This window comes from Bradyrhizobium sp. CCBAU 53351 (genome assembly GCF_015291745.1).
Taxonomy (GTDB): Bacteria; Pseudomonadota; Alphaproteobacteria; order Rhizobiales; family Xanthobacteraceae; genus Bradyrhizobium.
Genome location: NZ_CP030059.1, coordinates 3,804,634 through 3,820,309, shown reverse-complemented (window position 1 = coordinate 3,820,309; position 15,676 = coordinate 3,804,634). Strand labels below are relative to the sequence as shown.

7 protein-coding genes are annotated in these 15,676 nt (G+C 65.2%); 6 read left to right on the top strand and 1 reads right to left on the bottom strand.

Annotated features, from left to right (window positions below; genetic code table 11):
• The first annotated feature begins 26 nt into the window (after positions 1 to 26).
• Together XH83_RS17870 and XH83_RS17865 are read left to right on the top strand one after the other, a co-directional pair.
• Complete coding sequence (locus XH83_RS17870) at positions 27 to 2,270, top strand: glycosyltransferase family 41 protein (RefSeq protein WP_194402138.1); 2,244 nt, start codon at positions 27 to 29, stop codon at positions 2,268 to 2,270.
• 135 nt (positions 2,271 to 2,405) lie between these two features.
• Positions 2,406 to 4,643 (top strand): tetratricopeptide repeat protein, encoded by a 2,238-nt coding sequence (locus XH83_RS17865; protein ID WP_194408307.1) that lies wholly within the window; start codon positions 2,406 to 2,408, stop codon positions 4,641 to 4,643.
• Between the two features lie 60 nt (positions 4,644 to 4,703).
• Here XH83_RS17865 and XH83_RS17860 read toward each other — a convergent pair whose 3' ends face one another.
• On the bottom strand, positions 4,704 to 5,738 hold the full coding sequence (locus tag XH83_RS17860; RefSeq protein WP_194402137.1) for a cysteine synthase A: 1,035 nt from the start codon (positions 5,736 to 5,738) through the stop codon (positions 4,704 to 4,706).
• A gap of 721 nt (positions 5,739 to 6,459) precedes the next feature.
• On the opposite strand from XH83_RS17860, the gene XH83_RS17855 reads away from it, so the two are divergent.
• From XH83_RS17855 to XH83_RS17840, 4 genes are read left to right on the top strand one after another with little or no spacing between them, the layout of a single operon-like run.
• Entirely contained in the window at positions 6,460 to 7,944 is a 1,485-nt protein-coding gene (locus XH83_RS17855; RefSeq protein WP_194402136.1) for an efflux transporter outer membrane subunit, read from the top strand.
• Positions 7,934 to 9,367 (top strand): efflux RND transporter periplasmic adaptor subunit, encoded by a 1,434-nt coding sequence (locus XH83_RS17850; RefSeq protein ID WP_194402135.1) that lies wholly within the window; start codon positions 7,934 to 7,936, stop codon positions 9,365 to 9,367. The genes XH83_RS17855 and XH83_RS17850 overlap by 11 nt, the downstream gene beginning before the upstream one ends.
• Before the next feature lie 37 nt (positions 9,368 to 9,404).
• A complete protein-coding gene (locus XH83_RS17845; RefSeq protein ID WP_194402134.1) occupies positions 9,405 to 12,554 on the top strand; it encodes an efflux RND transporter permease subunit in 3,150 nt (1,049 codons plus the stop codon).
• Positions 12,554 to 15,658 carry an efflux RND transporter permease subunit gene (locus XH83_RS17840; protein ID WP_194402133.1) on the top strand — a complete coding sequence of 1,035 codons (3,105 nt, stop codon included), beginning with the start codon at positions 12,554 to 12,556 and terminating at the stop codon, positions 15,656 to 15,658. Before XH83_RS17845 ends, XH83_RS17840 begins: the two co-directional genes overlap by 1 nt.
• Positions 15,659 to 15,676 lie beyond the last annotated feature (18 nt).

The window sequence follows — 15,676 nt, the reverse complement described above, 5'->3', positions numbered from 1 at the left end:
CCCAGGGCATCCTCCGGAGAGACACCTTGCAGAACAGCGGCGGCGGCAATCGCGCGTTCCAGAATGCGCGATTGCAGAAGAAATTGATGAAGCAGGCCGACGCCATCATCGCCGCTGCGGCGAACGCCTATGGCCAGGGGCGATATGCCGAGACCGAGGCGCTGTGCCGTGAGATTCTGAAAGCCCTTCCGGATCACGTCGATGCCATCCACCTGCTCGGCATGTGCGCCCATGACGGCCGGCGCCTCGAGGAGGCGAAGGAGCTGCTGGAGCGCGTGATTGCGCTCGATCCGCGCCTGCACGATGCCCACAACAACCTCGCGACCGTGCACTTCGATCTCGGCAATTACGAGGAGGCGCGGCGCTGCCAGGAGAAGGCGATCGCGCTGAAGCCGAATTTCGTGGTCGCGCTGACCAATCTCGGCAACACGCTGATGCATATGGGGCAGTACGAGCAGGCGCTCGAGACGCACGAGCGCGCCATCAAGCTGAAGCCGGATTATGCCGATGCGCTCTGCAACCGTGGCATGGTCGAGATCGTGCTCGGGCAGGTCATGCGCGCCAAGGAGAGTTTCGATCGCGCCTTGCTGTTTCAGCCGCGTCACGCTGAGGCCATCGTCGGCAGCGGCATGGTCAGCATGGAACTCCGGCACTACGATGAGGCCGCCGCCAAGTTTGCCACGGCGCTTGCGATCAAGCCGGGCGCGCCTCGGATCCTGGCCCAACGCGGGCGGCTCAGTTACGAGCTGCAGCGCCTGGAGCCCGCGCTTGCGGATTTCGAGGCGGCGCTCGCGATCTCGCCCAAGCTCGAGCTGGCGCTCCGGGGCAAGGCCCAGACCTGCCTCGTGATGGGAAAGACCGCGCAGGCGATGGCGGCCGCGACGACCCTGATCGAGCGAAATCCGCGCTCCGAAATGGGAATGGCGCTGATGGGCTTCGCTTATTCGAACCAGGGCGACATGGACGCCGCGATCGAATATCTCGATCGCGCGCTGGCGCTCCGACCGGACTATGGAGATGCGATCAGAGGCAAGATCTTCCTGGAGGACTACCGCGCCGAGGCCGATTTCGTGGTCCAGCAGGCGGTGCGAAAATCCTGGTGGGATCAGATCGGATCCAAGGTGGCGCGACGGCAGTTGCCGAAGCGGCCGCTCGATCCAGACAAGCAGATTACCGTCGGCTATGTCGCGGCCGAATTCCGGCAACACTCGGCGGGACTCACCCTGCTGCCAGTGCTGCGCCATCATGATCACGCCAGGTTCAAGATCATCTGCTATTACTCATGGCCGGGAGCGGACGAGTACACCGCCAAGTTCAAATCATTGGCTGACGTCTGGGTCGATGTCTGGGGACTTTCGGACGACGAGCTCGCCGATCGTATTCAGGCCGACAATGTCGACATCCTGATCGATGTTTCGGGACACACGACCGGTAACAGGCTGCAATGCTTCGCACGGAAGCCGGCTCCGATCCAGGCCACGGGCTTCGGTCACGCGACGGGCACGGGCATGCCGACGATGGACTATGTGCTCGCGGATCCCATCTTCATTCCGCCATCGGCCCGGCACTTGTTTCCCGAGAAGATCCACGATCTGCCGTGCCTGATCACGATGGAGCCGGTCACCAACCTGCAGCCCTCCGAGCTGCCCATGCTGCGCAACGGCTACGTCACCTTCGGCGTGTTCAACCGCATCTACAAGATCTCGGATGATGCGATCCGTGTCTGGTCGCGCATCATGCGGGAGGTGCCGGGATCGAAGATCATCCTCAAGCATGGTCTGCTCGATGATCCGCTGCTGCGCGACAGCCTGGTCGCACGCTTCATCGCGCAGGGCATTGCCGAGGAGAGCATCACGTGCCTCGGCACCACCTCACGCGACGACCACCTGATGGCTTTCGACAAGATCGACATTTCCCTCGACACCTTCCCGCAGAATGGCGGCATCAGCACCTGGGAATCCCTCTACAAGGGCGTTCCCGTGGTCGCCAAGCTCGGCATCGGCGCGTCCTCGCGTGCCGGCGCCTCAATCGTGGCGGCCGTGGGCCTCGGTGACTGGGTCGCCGAGGATGACGACGGCTATGTCGAGATCGCCCGCAGGTTTGCCTCGCAGCCCGAACATCTGGCGAAATTGCGTGCGGGCCTGCCGGCCCAGATCGCAGCCTCGCCCGCCGGCAATGTCGAGATCTACACGCGCGAGCTCGAAGCGGGCTACCGCAAGTTCTGGCGCGACTATTGCGCCGCGGCCTCCGAAAGCGGCGACGCTGCATAGACCGGCCGGACGCGCCACGCGGTTCCGGAACCGGTTGCCGTGCCCCGGATATCGTGACGGACCTCCGGTCGTACCGACCGGCCGGCCCGGGACACGAATCAGTTAGACTCGCTACGAACCATCTTTCGGAGAGATATCTTGAGCAGCGCCGGCGCGCGCGCATTCCAGAATGCGCGGTTGCAGAAGAAGTTGAAGAAGCAGGTCGACGCCATCATCTCCGCCGCGGCGAGCGCCTATGGCCAGGGCAGGTACGCGGAAACCGATGCACTCTGCCGCCAGATCCTGCAAGCCATTCCGGATCATTTCGACGCCACGCATTTGCTCGGCGTGTGCGCTCAACAGGGCGGGCGCCTCGAAGAGGCGCAACAGCTGCTCGAACGCGCGATCGCGATTGATCCTCGTTCACACGAGGCGCAAAGCAATCTCGCCTCCGTCTACTTCGCCCTTCAGAAACTGGAGGCGGCCCGAGCCTGTCAGGAGAAGGCGATCGCGCTGAAGCCGAACTTTACGCCGGCCCTGGCCGGCCTCGGCAACACCTTGCTCCAGATGAGCCTGCCCGAGCAGGCGATCGAGATGTACGAGCGCGCGATCAAGCTGAAGCCCGACTATGCCGACGCGTTCTGCAATCGTGGTGTCGCTGAGCTGGCGCTGTTTCGGTTTGACCGCGCGCGGGAGAGCTTTGATCGCGCGCTGTTGTTTCAGCCGCGCCACGTCGAGGCGCTCATCGGTAAAGGCATGGTCAGTATCGAGCTGAGGCGTTACGACGAGGCGGAAGCCGCGCTCGCAGCCGCGCTCGCGATCAAGCCGGATTCGGCGAAGATTCTGGCGCAACGCGGGCGCCTCAACGCGGCACTGTCGCGGCCGGAACAGGCCGCTGCGGATTTCGATGCGGCACTTGCACTTTCGCCGCGGTTTGAAGTGGCCTTGCGCGGAAAGGCGGAGGCCTCGCTCAGCATCGGAAACACCGCGCAGGCGATCCTGGCCTGCACGACCTTGCTCGAGCAAAATCCACGTTCCACGATCGCAATGGCGCTGCTGAGCTCCTGTTTTGCCAATCAGGGAGAGATCGCCTCCGCAATCGAGCATCTCGACGCGGCGTTGGCGATCGCGCCGGACCCGGACTTGATGGCGCGGAAGATCTACTTTCTGGACTTTCTCCCTGAGGCCGATTTCACGATCCAGCAGGCAACGCGAAAGTCCTGGGGCGAAGCGATCGGCGCCCGGGTGCCGCAAAGGAAGCTCGCACCCCGGCAGATCGACCCCGACAGGCGGATCGTGATCGGCTATGTTTCGTCCGAATTCTGGTACCACTCGGCGGCGTTCGGCCTGCTGCCAGTGCTGCGCCATCATGATCATGCCAACTTCGAGATCGTCTGTTATTCGTGTTCGCCGACACGCGACGCTGTGACAGCCGAGTTCAGGGCGACGGCGGACGTCTGGGTCGATGCCTGGCAGATGTTCGACGACGAACTGGCCGATCGTATTCAGGCCGACAAGGTCGATATCCTGATCGACGTGTCCGGGCATTCGTCGGGCAACAGGCTCCAGGTCTTCGCCCGCAAGCCGGCTCCCATCCAGGTCACGGGCTTCGGACACGCGACGGGAACGGGCCTTCGGACCATGGACTACGTGCTAGCGGACCCCGTCTTCATTCCGCAACCGGCGCGGCCTCTGCTGGTCGAAAAGGTCTTTGACCTGCCATGCCTGATCACGACCGATCCGATCCTGGATGTGGCGCCTTCGCAGCTTCCCATGCTCCGCAACGGCTATGTCACGTTCGGCGTGTTCAACCGCGTCAACAAGATCTCCGACGACGCCATCCGCGTCTGGTCGAAGGTGATGCGCGAGGTGACCGGATCGAAAATCATCATCAAGCATACCCTGCTCGACGATCCGTTGGTGCGCGACGGCCTCCTCGCACGATTTGTGGCGCACGGGGTTGCCGAGGAGCAGATCATCTGCCTCGGCTCGTCGGATCGCGCCGAGCATCTGCGGGCCTTCGCGCTAGTCGATATTTCGCTGGATCCATTTCCGCAGAACGGCGGCGTGAGCACCTGGGAATCCCTCTATGCGGGCGTTCCCGTCATCGCCAAGCTCGGCATCGGTGCCTCCTCGCGTGCCGGCGCCTCGATCGTGACCGCCGTTGGCCTTGGTGATTGGGTTGCCGAGGATGACGAGGGCTATGTCGAGATCGCCCGCAGATTTGCCTCGCAGCCCGAGCATCTGGCGAAGTTGCGCGCGGAGTTGCCGGCCCGGATCGCAGCCTCGCCTGCCGGCAATGTCGAGATCTACACGCGCAAGGTCGAGGAGGGCTACCGCCAGTTCTGGCGCGACTATTGTGCCGCGGCTGCGGAACGCGGCGAGGTCGCGTAAACCGGCCGAACCGCGCCCGGTTTGCGAACGCGCGCGCCCCGACCCGAGGGCGCGTGACGATCACACGAAGGGCGGCTTGATGTTGCTGCGCTTCTCCAGCCACTCCGGCACGGGCAGGTTCTTGGCGCGCATGAAATCCGCGTTGAACAATTTCGACTGATAGCGGCTGCCGGAATCGCACAGCACCGTGACGATCGTCTTGCCGGGCCCGAGCTGCTTGGCGAGGCGCATCGCGCCGACGATGTTGACTCCGGTCGAGCCGCCGAGGCAGAGGCCTTCATGCTGCAGCAGTCCGTAGATTGCCGTGACGGCTTCCGCGTCGGGAATGAGATAGGCGTCATCGACCTTCGCGCTCTCGACGATGGCGGTCGCGCGGTTGAGGCCGATGCCCTCGGTGATCGAGCCGCCCGGGGTCGCCTTGGCATCGCCGGTCCTGAAGTATTCGTACATGCCGGCGCCGTGAGGATCGGCGCAGGCGATCCGCACATTCTTGTTCTTCTCTTTCAGATAGCGGCTGGTGCCCGCGAGCGTACCGCCGCTGCCGACCGAGCAGACGAAGCCGTCGACCTTGCCGCCGGTCTGCTCCCAGATCTCGGGTCCCGTGGACTCGTAATGCGCCTTGGCGTTGTCGAGGTTGTTCCACTGGTCTGCGAACAGCACGCCGTTGGACTCGATCTTGCGCAGCTCATCGGCGAGACGGCGGCCGACATGCTGGTAGTTGTTGGGATTGGCGTAGGGAAGGGCCGGGACCTCGATCAGCTCGGCGCCGCACAGCTTGAGAAAGTCCTTTTTCTCCTGGCTCTGCGTTTCCGGAATCACGATCAGCGTGCGGTAGCCGCGCGCACTCGCGACGACTGCGAGTCCGATGCCGGTGTTGCCGGCGGTCGATTCCACCACGAGACCGCCGGGCTTGAGCTCGCCGCGCTTCTCGGCCTCCAGGATCATCCATTTGCCGGCGCGGTCCTTGACCGACTGGCCGGGATTCATGAACTCGGCCTTGCCGAGAATGGTGCAGCCGGTCAGCTCCGAGGCGCGCTTCAGCTTGATCAGCGGGGTGTTGCCGATGGCTTCGACAACGTCGTTTCGAATGCTCATGTCAGGGAAATCGCTACTAAGGGGGTTGATCTGGTTGGTCAGAACCTAGTGCTTGGGGGACCAAAGGGGAAGGCTTTTGCGCTGCGGCGAAACCAGCTGAAGCTCCTGTCCCAACAACGATATTCTGTTGAGGCGAGATCGTTGCCGGTGCGCCGGGGCGCGCGGTGGGATATCGCTAGGAGGAAATGACTGAGGTCCCGAAGGAGCACGAAACGATACGCTCGCGATGATCGGTCTTGCGAACAGTTTTTGCCACGGGCGAGCGGCTCGCGTTCCAAACGCGTCGACAGGGTGGAAGGTCGAGGAAATCTCGACACGAGGAGGGGTTCTCGTCGGCGCCCACTGACGATGTTGTGAGGTGGCGACCAGGCACGATCGAGCTCAAGGTGCGAGGGGACCTCGCCTCAAAGGGCTCAGCAGCCGGTGTGGCAGCAATATCACATGAAATCTTAGTAAGCTTGCTCGCATTTCCAGATGTTTCGCCGTGGCAGAAATGGCTGCGAGACAACGACATTTTGCATTTTCGTATGTTGGATCCGTGTTCGTTGGCCCGTGCCTTTCGCAACCGCGGCACTGTCCCGCCGTTCCGCGCCCGGCTAGTATGGACCTCAGGTTCCGCAGAAAGCATCACCCCTGTGAACGAGTTGTCCAAAGCCCCCCGACCGTCCCGCCGCGAATCGGTTAATCCGGTTGCGCGGCGGCTCGATCTGCCCGGCGGGGGGTGGATGTGACACAGGATGTTCCGGCGATCGCCATGCGGCGGTCCAAAGGGTCTCCATCCCGGACGCGGCGCGCCGCACGCTGGCTTGCGGTGCTGTGCCTTGCCGCCACATCTGGCGCCTGCGTTCTGACCCAGGATCTGCCTGATCCCGCCCTCGATGTTCCCACGCACTACAAATACGCGAGCAAGGGCGATGCGCCGCCGTCGTTGGATTGGTGGCGCGGCTTCCGCTCCGCCGAGCTGACGCAGCTGATGGACGAGGCGCAGACCGTCAACCTCGACATCGCCGCGGCGGTTGCGCGCATCGTCCAGGCCGACGCCCAGGCGCGGCAGGCGGGCGCGGCGCTGCTGCCCAGCGTGTCGACGGGCGGATCGGAAACCTATTCGCGCACCTCGGGCGCAAGCTCCTCGGGCCTGTCCATCGGCGGCCGCGAGGTCGTCAACTATTCGGCCTCGCTGAGCGCCAGCTATCAGCTCGACTTCTGGGGCCAGAACCGTGATGCGCTGCAGACGGCCCAGGAGACGGCGAATGCCAACCGCTTCGATCGCGACACCGTCGCGCTGACGACGCTGGCGGCCGTCGCCAACGCCTATTTCCAGGTGCTGGCCTCGCAGGACCGCATCAGGACCTCACAGCGCAACATCGCAAGCGCGCAGCGCATTCTCGACGCGGTCAGGGAGCGGCGCAAGGCCGGCACCGGCACGGATCTCGATGTCGCCCAGCAGGAGAGCGTGCTTGCCAACCAGAAGGCCCTGGTGCCGCCGCTGCGCCAGACGCTGGACCAGAACGTCAACGCGCTCGCCGTGCTGGTCTCGCGACCGCCGGAGAGCGTGCGCGTGCTCGGCGGCTCGCTCGACCGGGTCGCGATCCCGCGCGTGACGCCCGGCCTGCCGTCGGAGCTGCTGACGCAGCGGCCGGACATCCGTCGGCAGGAGGCGCAGCTTGCGTCCGCGACCGCCAATATCGGCAACGCCCGCGCCCAGTTCTTTCCGACCATCCAGCTCACCGGCAATGGCGGCTATCAGAGCTCGGCGCTGGTCTCGCTGTTCCAACCGCATGCGGCTTTCTTCCAGCTCGTCGGCAGCGCCACGCAGCCCATCTTCGACGGCGGCAAGATCCTCGGCAATTTCGAGCTTGCCAAGGCACGGCAGGACGAGCTGCTGCAGACCTACCGCAAGACCATCGTGCAGGCCTTTGCCGACGTCGACAATGCGCTGTTCTCGATCAAGCAGACCACGATCAAGCTGCAATTGCAGCGCGACGTCGTCGTCGCCTCGCGCCGCGCCTTCGATCTCTCTGAGCAGCAATTGCGCGCCGGCACCGCCGACATCGTGACCGTGCTCAACACCCAACTGACCCTGTTCCAGGCGGAAGACGCGCTGTCACAGGCGCAACTGGCCCGCTTGCTCGCCATCGTCAGCCTGTATCAGGCGCTCGGCGGCGGCTGGGAGCCGCGAATGGAGAAACCGGTCAATGCTCTTTAAGCCGGATAGCAAGCAAGGCGCAGAGGAGGGGACGGCGAGACGGTCGCGCGGCCGCGGCTTCGTCATGACCCTGATCACGCTCGCGATCCTCAGTGGGCTCGGTTATCTCGGCTGGACTATCTGGCATCAGCAGCCGCAGCAGGCGAACGGCCGCAACCAGCGGCCCGATCTGCCGGTCCCGGTGCTGGCGGCGACGCCCCGCATCCAGGACGTGCCGGTCTATCTCGACGGCGTCGGCGCGATCCGCGCGCTCAACACCGTGACCGTGCGCTCGCAGGTCGACGGCAAGCTGATTGCGGTGAACTTCACCGAGGGCCAGGACGTCAAGAAGGGCGACGTGGTCGGCGAGATTGATCCGGCGATCTACCAGGCGCAGTACGACCAGGCCGTCGCCAAGAAGGCGCAGGACCAGGCCCAGCTTGCCAACCAGCGCATCGACCTGACGCGCTACGAGCAGCTCGCTGCTTCCAATGCCGGCTCCAAGCAGCAGGCAGACACCCAGCGCGCGCTGGTCGCGCAGACCGAGGCCCTGGTGAAGGCCGACCAGGCCGCGATCGACAATGCGGCGGCAACACTCAGCTACACCAAGATCGTGGCGCCGATCTCGGGTCGTGCCGGCTTGCGTCAGGTCGACCAGGGCAACATCATCCATGCGTCCGACACCACGGGTCTCGTGGTGATCACGCAATTGCAGCCGATCGCGGTGTGGTTCAGCCTGCCGCAGCAGCAGATCATGCGCGTCAACGCGGCCGCGGCGAAAGGCACGCTCGCGGTCGACGTGTTCGGTAATGACGGCACCACCGTGATCGACACCGGCAAGCTCACCGGTATCGACAATCAGGTCGACCAGACCACCGGCACGCTCAAACTCAAGGCGGAGTTTCCGAACGCCAATTACCAGCTTTGGCCGGGCCAGTTCGTCAATGTCCGCCTCAAGGTCGAGACGCTGATGCAGGCGCTGGTGATCCCGACGTCGGCCGTGCAGCGCGGCCCGATTGGGACATTCAGCTATGTCATCGGCGAGGACAACGTCGTTTCGGCCAAGCCCGTCGCGGTGACCCAGCAGAACGAGCATGACGCCGTGATCGCCAGCGGACTGTCAGCGACCGACCGGGTCGTCACCACGGGCTTTGCCAATCTGTCCGATGGTTCCAAGGTGATCATCGGCCGTGACGACCAGACCCCGTCGGCCGATCTCGCCCCGCGCAAGCGAGCGCGCGGGCCGGACGCGCAAAAGAAGGATGGGGCCAAGGAAGGTCAGAAGGAAGGCTCGAAGGAAGGCCAGAAGGACGGGCAGGGCAAGACCGGCGAGTTCCGCGCCAAGCGCAACAGCAGCGAGGGCGACCAGAAGGGACAGACCGGGCCGGCTCCGGGGCCTACATCAAGTCCTGGGGCATCAGGATCAGGAGCCAAGCAGCCATGATCCCGACAACGGCCGCCTGAGGCGGCAGGCAGAACCCATGGGTGTCTCCGAACCCTTCATCCGCCGGCCGATCGCGACCTCGCTGCTCGGCATCGCGCTTCTGATCGGCGGGTTGCTGGGCTATTTCGCGCTGCCGGTCTCTGCGCTGCCGCAGGTCGACTTCCCGACCGTGCAGGTGACGACGCAGCTTCCCGGCGCGAGCCCCGACGTGATCGCCTCGCTGATCACAGCGCCCCTGGAGCGACAGCTCGGGCAGATCCCGTCGCTGTCGGCGATGAACTCGACGAGCTCGTTCGGCGTCAGCCAGATTTCGCTGCAGTTCGATCTCAACCGCGACATCGATGGCGCGACCCAGGACGTGCAGGCGGCGATCAACGCCGCGGCGGGCGTGCTGCCGAAGACGCTGCCTTATCCGCCGACCTACGCCAAGGTGAACCCCGCGGACGCGCCTGTCATGACGCTGGCGCTGCGCTCGGACACCATCTCGCTGCGGGCGATGAGCGACATTGCCGACACCATTCTGGCGCAACGTTTGAGCCAGATCTCCGGCGTCGGACGCGTCTCGGTGCTCGGCGGGCTGAAACCGGCCGTGCGCATCCAGGCTGATCTGGCGCGGCTCGCCGCTTACGGCATCGCCATGGAGGATCTGCGCACCGCGATTGCCAACGCCAACGTCTCGGGGCCGAAAGGCTCGCTCGACGGCGCCCAGCAATCCTACATCATCGCGGCCAACGACCAGATCGCCGCGGCCGACGCCTACAGGCCCGTCATCATCGCCTATCGCAACGGCTCGCCGGTCACCATCGCCGACGTCGCGCAGATCGTCGATGGCCTCGAGAACGACCGCACCGGCGGCTGGTACCAGGGCACGCCGGCCGTCATCATCGACATCCAGCGCCAGCCCGGCGCCAACGTGATCGACGTCGTCGGCCAGATCCGCGCCGAGATCCCCAAGGTGCAGCGTGCGATCCCGGCCGGGGTGAACCTCACCATCGTTTCCGACCGCACCGTCACCATCCGCGCCTCGGTGCGCGACGTGCAGTTCACGCTCGTCCTCGCCGTCGTGCTGGTGACCCTGGTGGTGCTGCTGTTCCTGCGCTCGCTGCGCGCAACCGTGATCGCAGGCGTGGCGCTGCCGCTGTCGCTGATCACGAGCTTCGGCATCATGTATTTCGCCGGCTTCAGCCTCGACAATCTGTCGCTGATGGCGCTGACGATCGGCACCGGATTTGTCGTCGACGATGCCATCGTCATGATCGAGAACATCGTCCGCCACATGGAGAACGGCGACAGCGCGATGGAGGCCTCGCTCAAGGGTGCCAGCGAGATCGGCTTCACCGTGATCTCGCTGACGGTGTCGCTGATCGCGGTGTTCATCCCTCTGCTGTTCATGTCGGGCCTGGTCGGACGCATGTTCCGGGAGTTCGCGCTGACCCTGACGATCGCGGTCGTGACCTCGGCGGTAGTCTCGCTGACGCTGACGCCGATGATGTGCTCGCGCCTGCTCAAGCACGCCCACGAGGAGGTGTCGGTGCCGGGATTGGCCGCGATCAGCCGCTTCATCGACCGCACCGTCGAGGCCTATCACCGGACGCTGCTCTGGGTGCTGGAGCGCCAGCGCGCCACGCTGGTCGTGACCTTCGCCACGCTGATCGCCACCCTGGTCCTCTACGTCGTCGCGCCAAAGGGCTTCCTGCCGTTGCAGGACACCGCCTCGATCACGGCGGTGACGGAAGCCGGGCCCGACGTCTCGTTCGCGGAGATGCAGAAGCGGCAGGCCGAGGCGGCCGACGCCATCAAGGCGGATCCCGATGTGGTCGGCGTGGTCTCGGTGATCGGGGCGGGCTCAGTCAATCCGACCACCAATGTCGGCCGGCTCGTCATGGGATTGAGGCCGCGCGGCGAGCGGCGTGATGACGTCGCGGTCGTGATAACCCGGTTGAAGGAGAGGGTCGCGGGCATCCCGGGCATGACCGTGTATTTCCAGCCGGTGCAGGACGTGCAGATCTCGACCCAGTCGAGCCGCTCGCAATACCAGTACACGCTGACCGGCACCGATGCGACGCTGGTGTCGGAATGGGCGCGCAAGCTGGTGACGGAGATGCGGCGCGATCCCTTGTTCCGCGACGTCTCCTCGGAGGCGCAAGAGGGCGGATTGCGGGCGCAGCTCGACGTCGATCGCACCCGCGCCGGCCAGCTCGGCGTGAGCCTGCAAGGAATCACGGATACGCTCAACGACGCCTTCGCGCAGCGGCAGATATCGACCATTTACGGCCAGGCCAACCAGTACCGCGTGGTACTGGAGGCGCTGCCGATGTACCAGCGCGATCCCTCGATCCTGTCGAAGCTCTACCTGCCGGGCGCCGCGAGCGCGACCGCCGGCGCACCGAACGCCCAGGTGCCGCTGTCGGCCGTGGCGACGCTGAAGCGCACCACCGCGCCGCTGGCGATCTCGCACCAGGCCCAGTTCCCCTCGGTGTCGCTCAGCTTCAACCTCGCGCCGGGAGCCGCGCTCGGCGATGCCGTCGACGCCGTGAAGACGATCGAGACCCGGATCGGCATGCCCAATAGCATCGTCGGCGTCTACGCGGGCGATGCCGCCGAATTCGCCAAGGCGCTGGCCGGCCAGCCATGGTTGCTGCTCGCCGCCGTAATCACGATCTACATCGTGCTCGGGGTGCTTTATGAGAGCTACATCCATCCGATCACGATCCTGTCGACGCTGCCCTCGGCCGGCGTCGGCGCGATCCTGGCGCTGGTGCTGTGCGGGCAGGACCTCTCGGTGATCGGCCTGATCGGCATCATCCTCCTGATGGGCATCGTCAAGAAGAACGCCATCATGATGATCGACTTCGCGCTCGAGGCCGAGCGCGGGCAGGGCATGTCGCCGAACGAGGCGATCGTGCAGGCCTGCCTGTTGCGATTCCGCCCGATCATGATGACGACGCTGGCGGCACTGTTCGGCGCGCTGCCGCTGGCGATCGAGAGTGGCACCGGTGCCGAGCTGCGTTTCCCGCTCGGCATCTCCATCATCGGCGGCCTGCTGCTCAGCCAGCTCCTGACACTCTACACGACGCCCGTGATCTACCTCGCGCTCGACCGCATCAACCGCCGCCTCGAGCAGGCGCTGCCGCCGGCCGAATCCGGCGGGCCGCCCGTGGCGGGCGCGACCGAGGGGATGCAGTGATGGCATCGATCTCGGAGCCCTTCATCCGCCGCCCGGTCGCGACCACGCTGCTGTCGATCGGGTTGTTCCTGCTGGGTGTGGTCGCCTACGAGTTCCTTCCCGTCGCCTCGGTCCCGAACGTCGACTTCCCAGCAATCTTCGTCTCGGCAAGCCGGCCGGGCGCCGACCCGGCCGTGATGGCGGCAACGGTAGCCTCGCCATTGGAGCGGCGGCTGGGTGAGATCGCGGGCATCAACCAGATCACCTCGACCTCGACGCTCGGTAACACCAGCATCCAGCTCCAGTTCGACATCGGCCGCAGCATCGACAAGGCCGCGCGCGACGTGCAGGCGGCGATCAACGCCGCCATGGTCGACCTGCCGAGCGACCTGCCAACGCTGCCGCGTTTTCGCAAGGCCAACACGGCCGGCGCGCCCGTCTTCGTGCTGGCACTGACCTCGAACACGCTGTCCGCCAGCGCAATTTACGACGTCGCCGACACGGTCCTGGCGCAGCGCATCTCGCAGGTTCCGGGCGTCGGCAACGTGGCCATCAGCGGCGCCGATCAACCGGCGGTCCGGGTCCAGCTCAATCCGGTGGCGCTCTCGAACGCAGGCATCGCCACCGACGACGTCCGCACCGCGATCATCAACGCCAATCCGCTCGGTCCTGTCGGCATCTTCAACGGCGAACGCCAGAGCGAGACGCTGGCGCTCAACAAGCAGATGCGCACGGCGAAAGAGTTCCGCGACATCGTCATCAAGAGTGCCAATGGCAATTTCGTGCGGCTGTCCGACGTCGCCGACATCGAGGATTCCGTCCGCAACGCGCGCTCGATCGCCTGGTTCAACAAACAGCCGGCGGTGCTGATCCAGATCACCAAGCAGGGCGATGCCAACGTCATCGACACCGTCGACCGGGTGAAGGCGCTGATCCCCGAGCTCAGGCAATGGATTCCGGCCGGGGTCGAGATATCCACCCTGGTCGACCGCACCGGCACAATCCGCGCCAGCGTGCTCGACATGCAATGGACGTTGCTGGCGACCGCGGTCCTCGTGATGGTCGTGGTGTTCGTGTTCCTGCGGCGCATGACGCCGACGATCGCGGCCGGCATCTCGGTGCCGCTGGCGCTGGCCGGCACCTGTGCCGGCATGTGGATCGCGGGGTTCTCGATCGACAATCTGTCGCTGATGGCGCTTGCGATCTCCGTCGGCTTCGTGGTCGACGACGCCATCGTCATGATCGAGAACATGTATCGCAATCTCGAGCACGGCATGCGGCCGTTCCGGGCGGCGCAGGAGGGCGCCAGGCAGATCGGCTTCACGGTGGTCTCGATCAGCCTGTCGCTGGTCGCGGCGTTCACGCCGCTGATCTTCATGGACGGCATCGTAGGTCGCCTCTTGCGCGAATTCTCGCTGACGCTGACCTTCGCCATTCTGGTCTCGACGCTGGTCTCGCTCACGGTCACGCCGATGATCTGCGCGCATTACATCCGGCAGCCCACGTCCGGCACGGCGACGCTGTTCGATCGCATCATCGAGGGCTCGCTGTCGCGCATCGTCGCCTTCTATGCCAAAACCTTGCGCACCGTGCTGGACTACCCGCTGGCGACGCTGCTGGTGTTCTTCGCCACCATCGGCCTCACCGTGACGCTCTACATCAAGGTGCCCAAGGGCTATTTCCCGACCGACGATTCCGGTTTCGTGATCGGGGCAACGCGCGCCTCGGCCGATATCTCGTTCCAGTCGATGCTCGGTCTGCAGCAGCGGCTCGCCGAAATCGTGATGAAGGATCCGGCCGTGGCCGGCATCGGCTCGACCGTCGGCGCCGGAGGCGGGCCGGGGGGAGCGACCTCGAACCGCGGCATCATGTATATCAGCCTGAAACCGCCGGCGGAGCGCGACCACGTCTCGACGGAGGTCGTGATCGACCGTCTGAGACGCGCGCTGTATCCCGTGGCCGGCATCCGTCTCTTCATGTTCGCCGCCCAGGACGTTCGTGCCGGCGGGCGGCAGAGCGATTCCGACTACCAGTACACGCTGACCAGCACCGACCTCAGTCTGCTGCAGAAATGGGCGCCCATCGTCGCCAAGCGCATGGAGAGCGTCGAGGGTATCACCGACATCTCCAGCGACCGCGATCCCGGCGGGCTTCAATTGACCCTGAGCATCGATCGCCAGAAGGCCTCTGCGCTCGGCGTCAGGGTTCAGGACATCGACAACGCGCTGAACAACGCCTTCTCGCAGCGGCAGATCTCGATCATCTACACCCAGCGCAACCAGTACATGACCGTGCTGGAGATCGATCCGAAATTCCAGGTCGATCCTTCCAACCTCGAGCGGATCTATGTCGCGGGCGCGGGCGATGCGCAGGTGCCGCTGTCGGCCGTGGTGCACGCGACGCGCGGCCTTGCCGCGCTCGCGGTCTATCATTCGCAGTCGTTCCCCTCGACCACGGTGTCGTTCAACCTCCTGCCGAACGTCCAGCTTCAGGCGGCGACCCAGAACATCCAGCGGGCGGTCGAGGAACTGCACATGCCCGAAGGCATTCGCGGCAGCTTCGACGGCAATGCCGGCGACTTCGCCAAGACCAGTGGCCGCCAGCCGCTGCTCATCCTCGGCGCGCTGGTGGCGATGTATATCGTGCTCGGGGTGCTCTATGAGAGCCTTGCCCATCCGCTCACGATCATCTCGACGCTGCCTTCGGCCGGGCTCGGCGCACTGCTCGCCCTGCAACTCACCAACACGCCGCTGACGGTGATCGCCTTCGTCGGCATCATCCTGTTGATCGGTATCGTCAAGAAGAACGGCATCATGATGGTGGACTTCGCGCTCGACGCCGAACGCCAGCGCGGCCTGTCGTCGGCGGAGGCGATCTTCGAGGCCTGCCAAGCGCGCTTCCGCCCGATCCTGATGACGACCATGGCGGCGCTGTTTGCCGGCATTCCGCTCGTGGTGGCGACCGGTCCCGGCACGGAGTTGCGCCGGCCGCTCGGCATCACCATCATCGGCGGCCTGTTCGTTTCGCAGATCCTGACGCTCTACACGACGCCCGTGATCTACCTCTTGATCGACCGCCTGCGGCGCCGGTCCGCGCCGCGCCCGCTGCCTGCGCCCGCGGAATAGGTTGTTGATGCCGCGCTT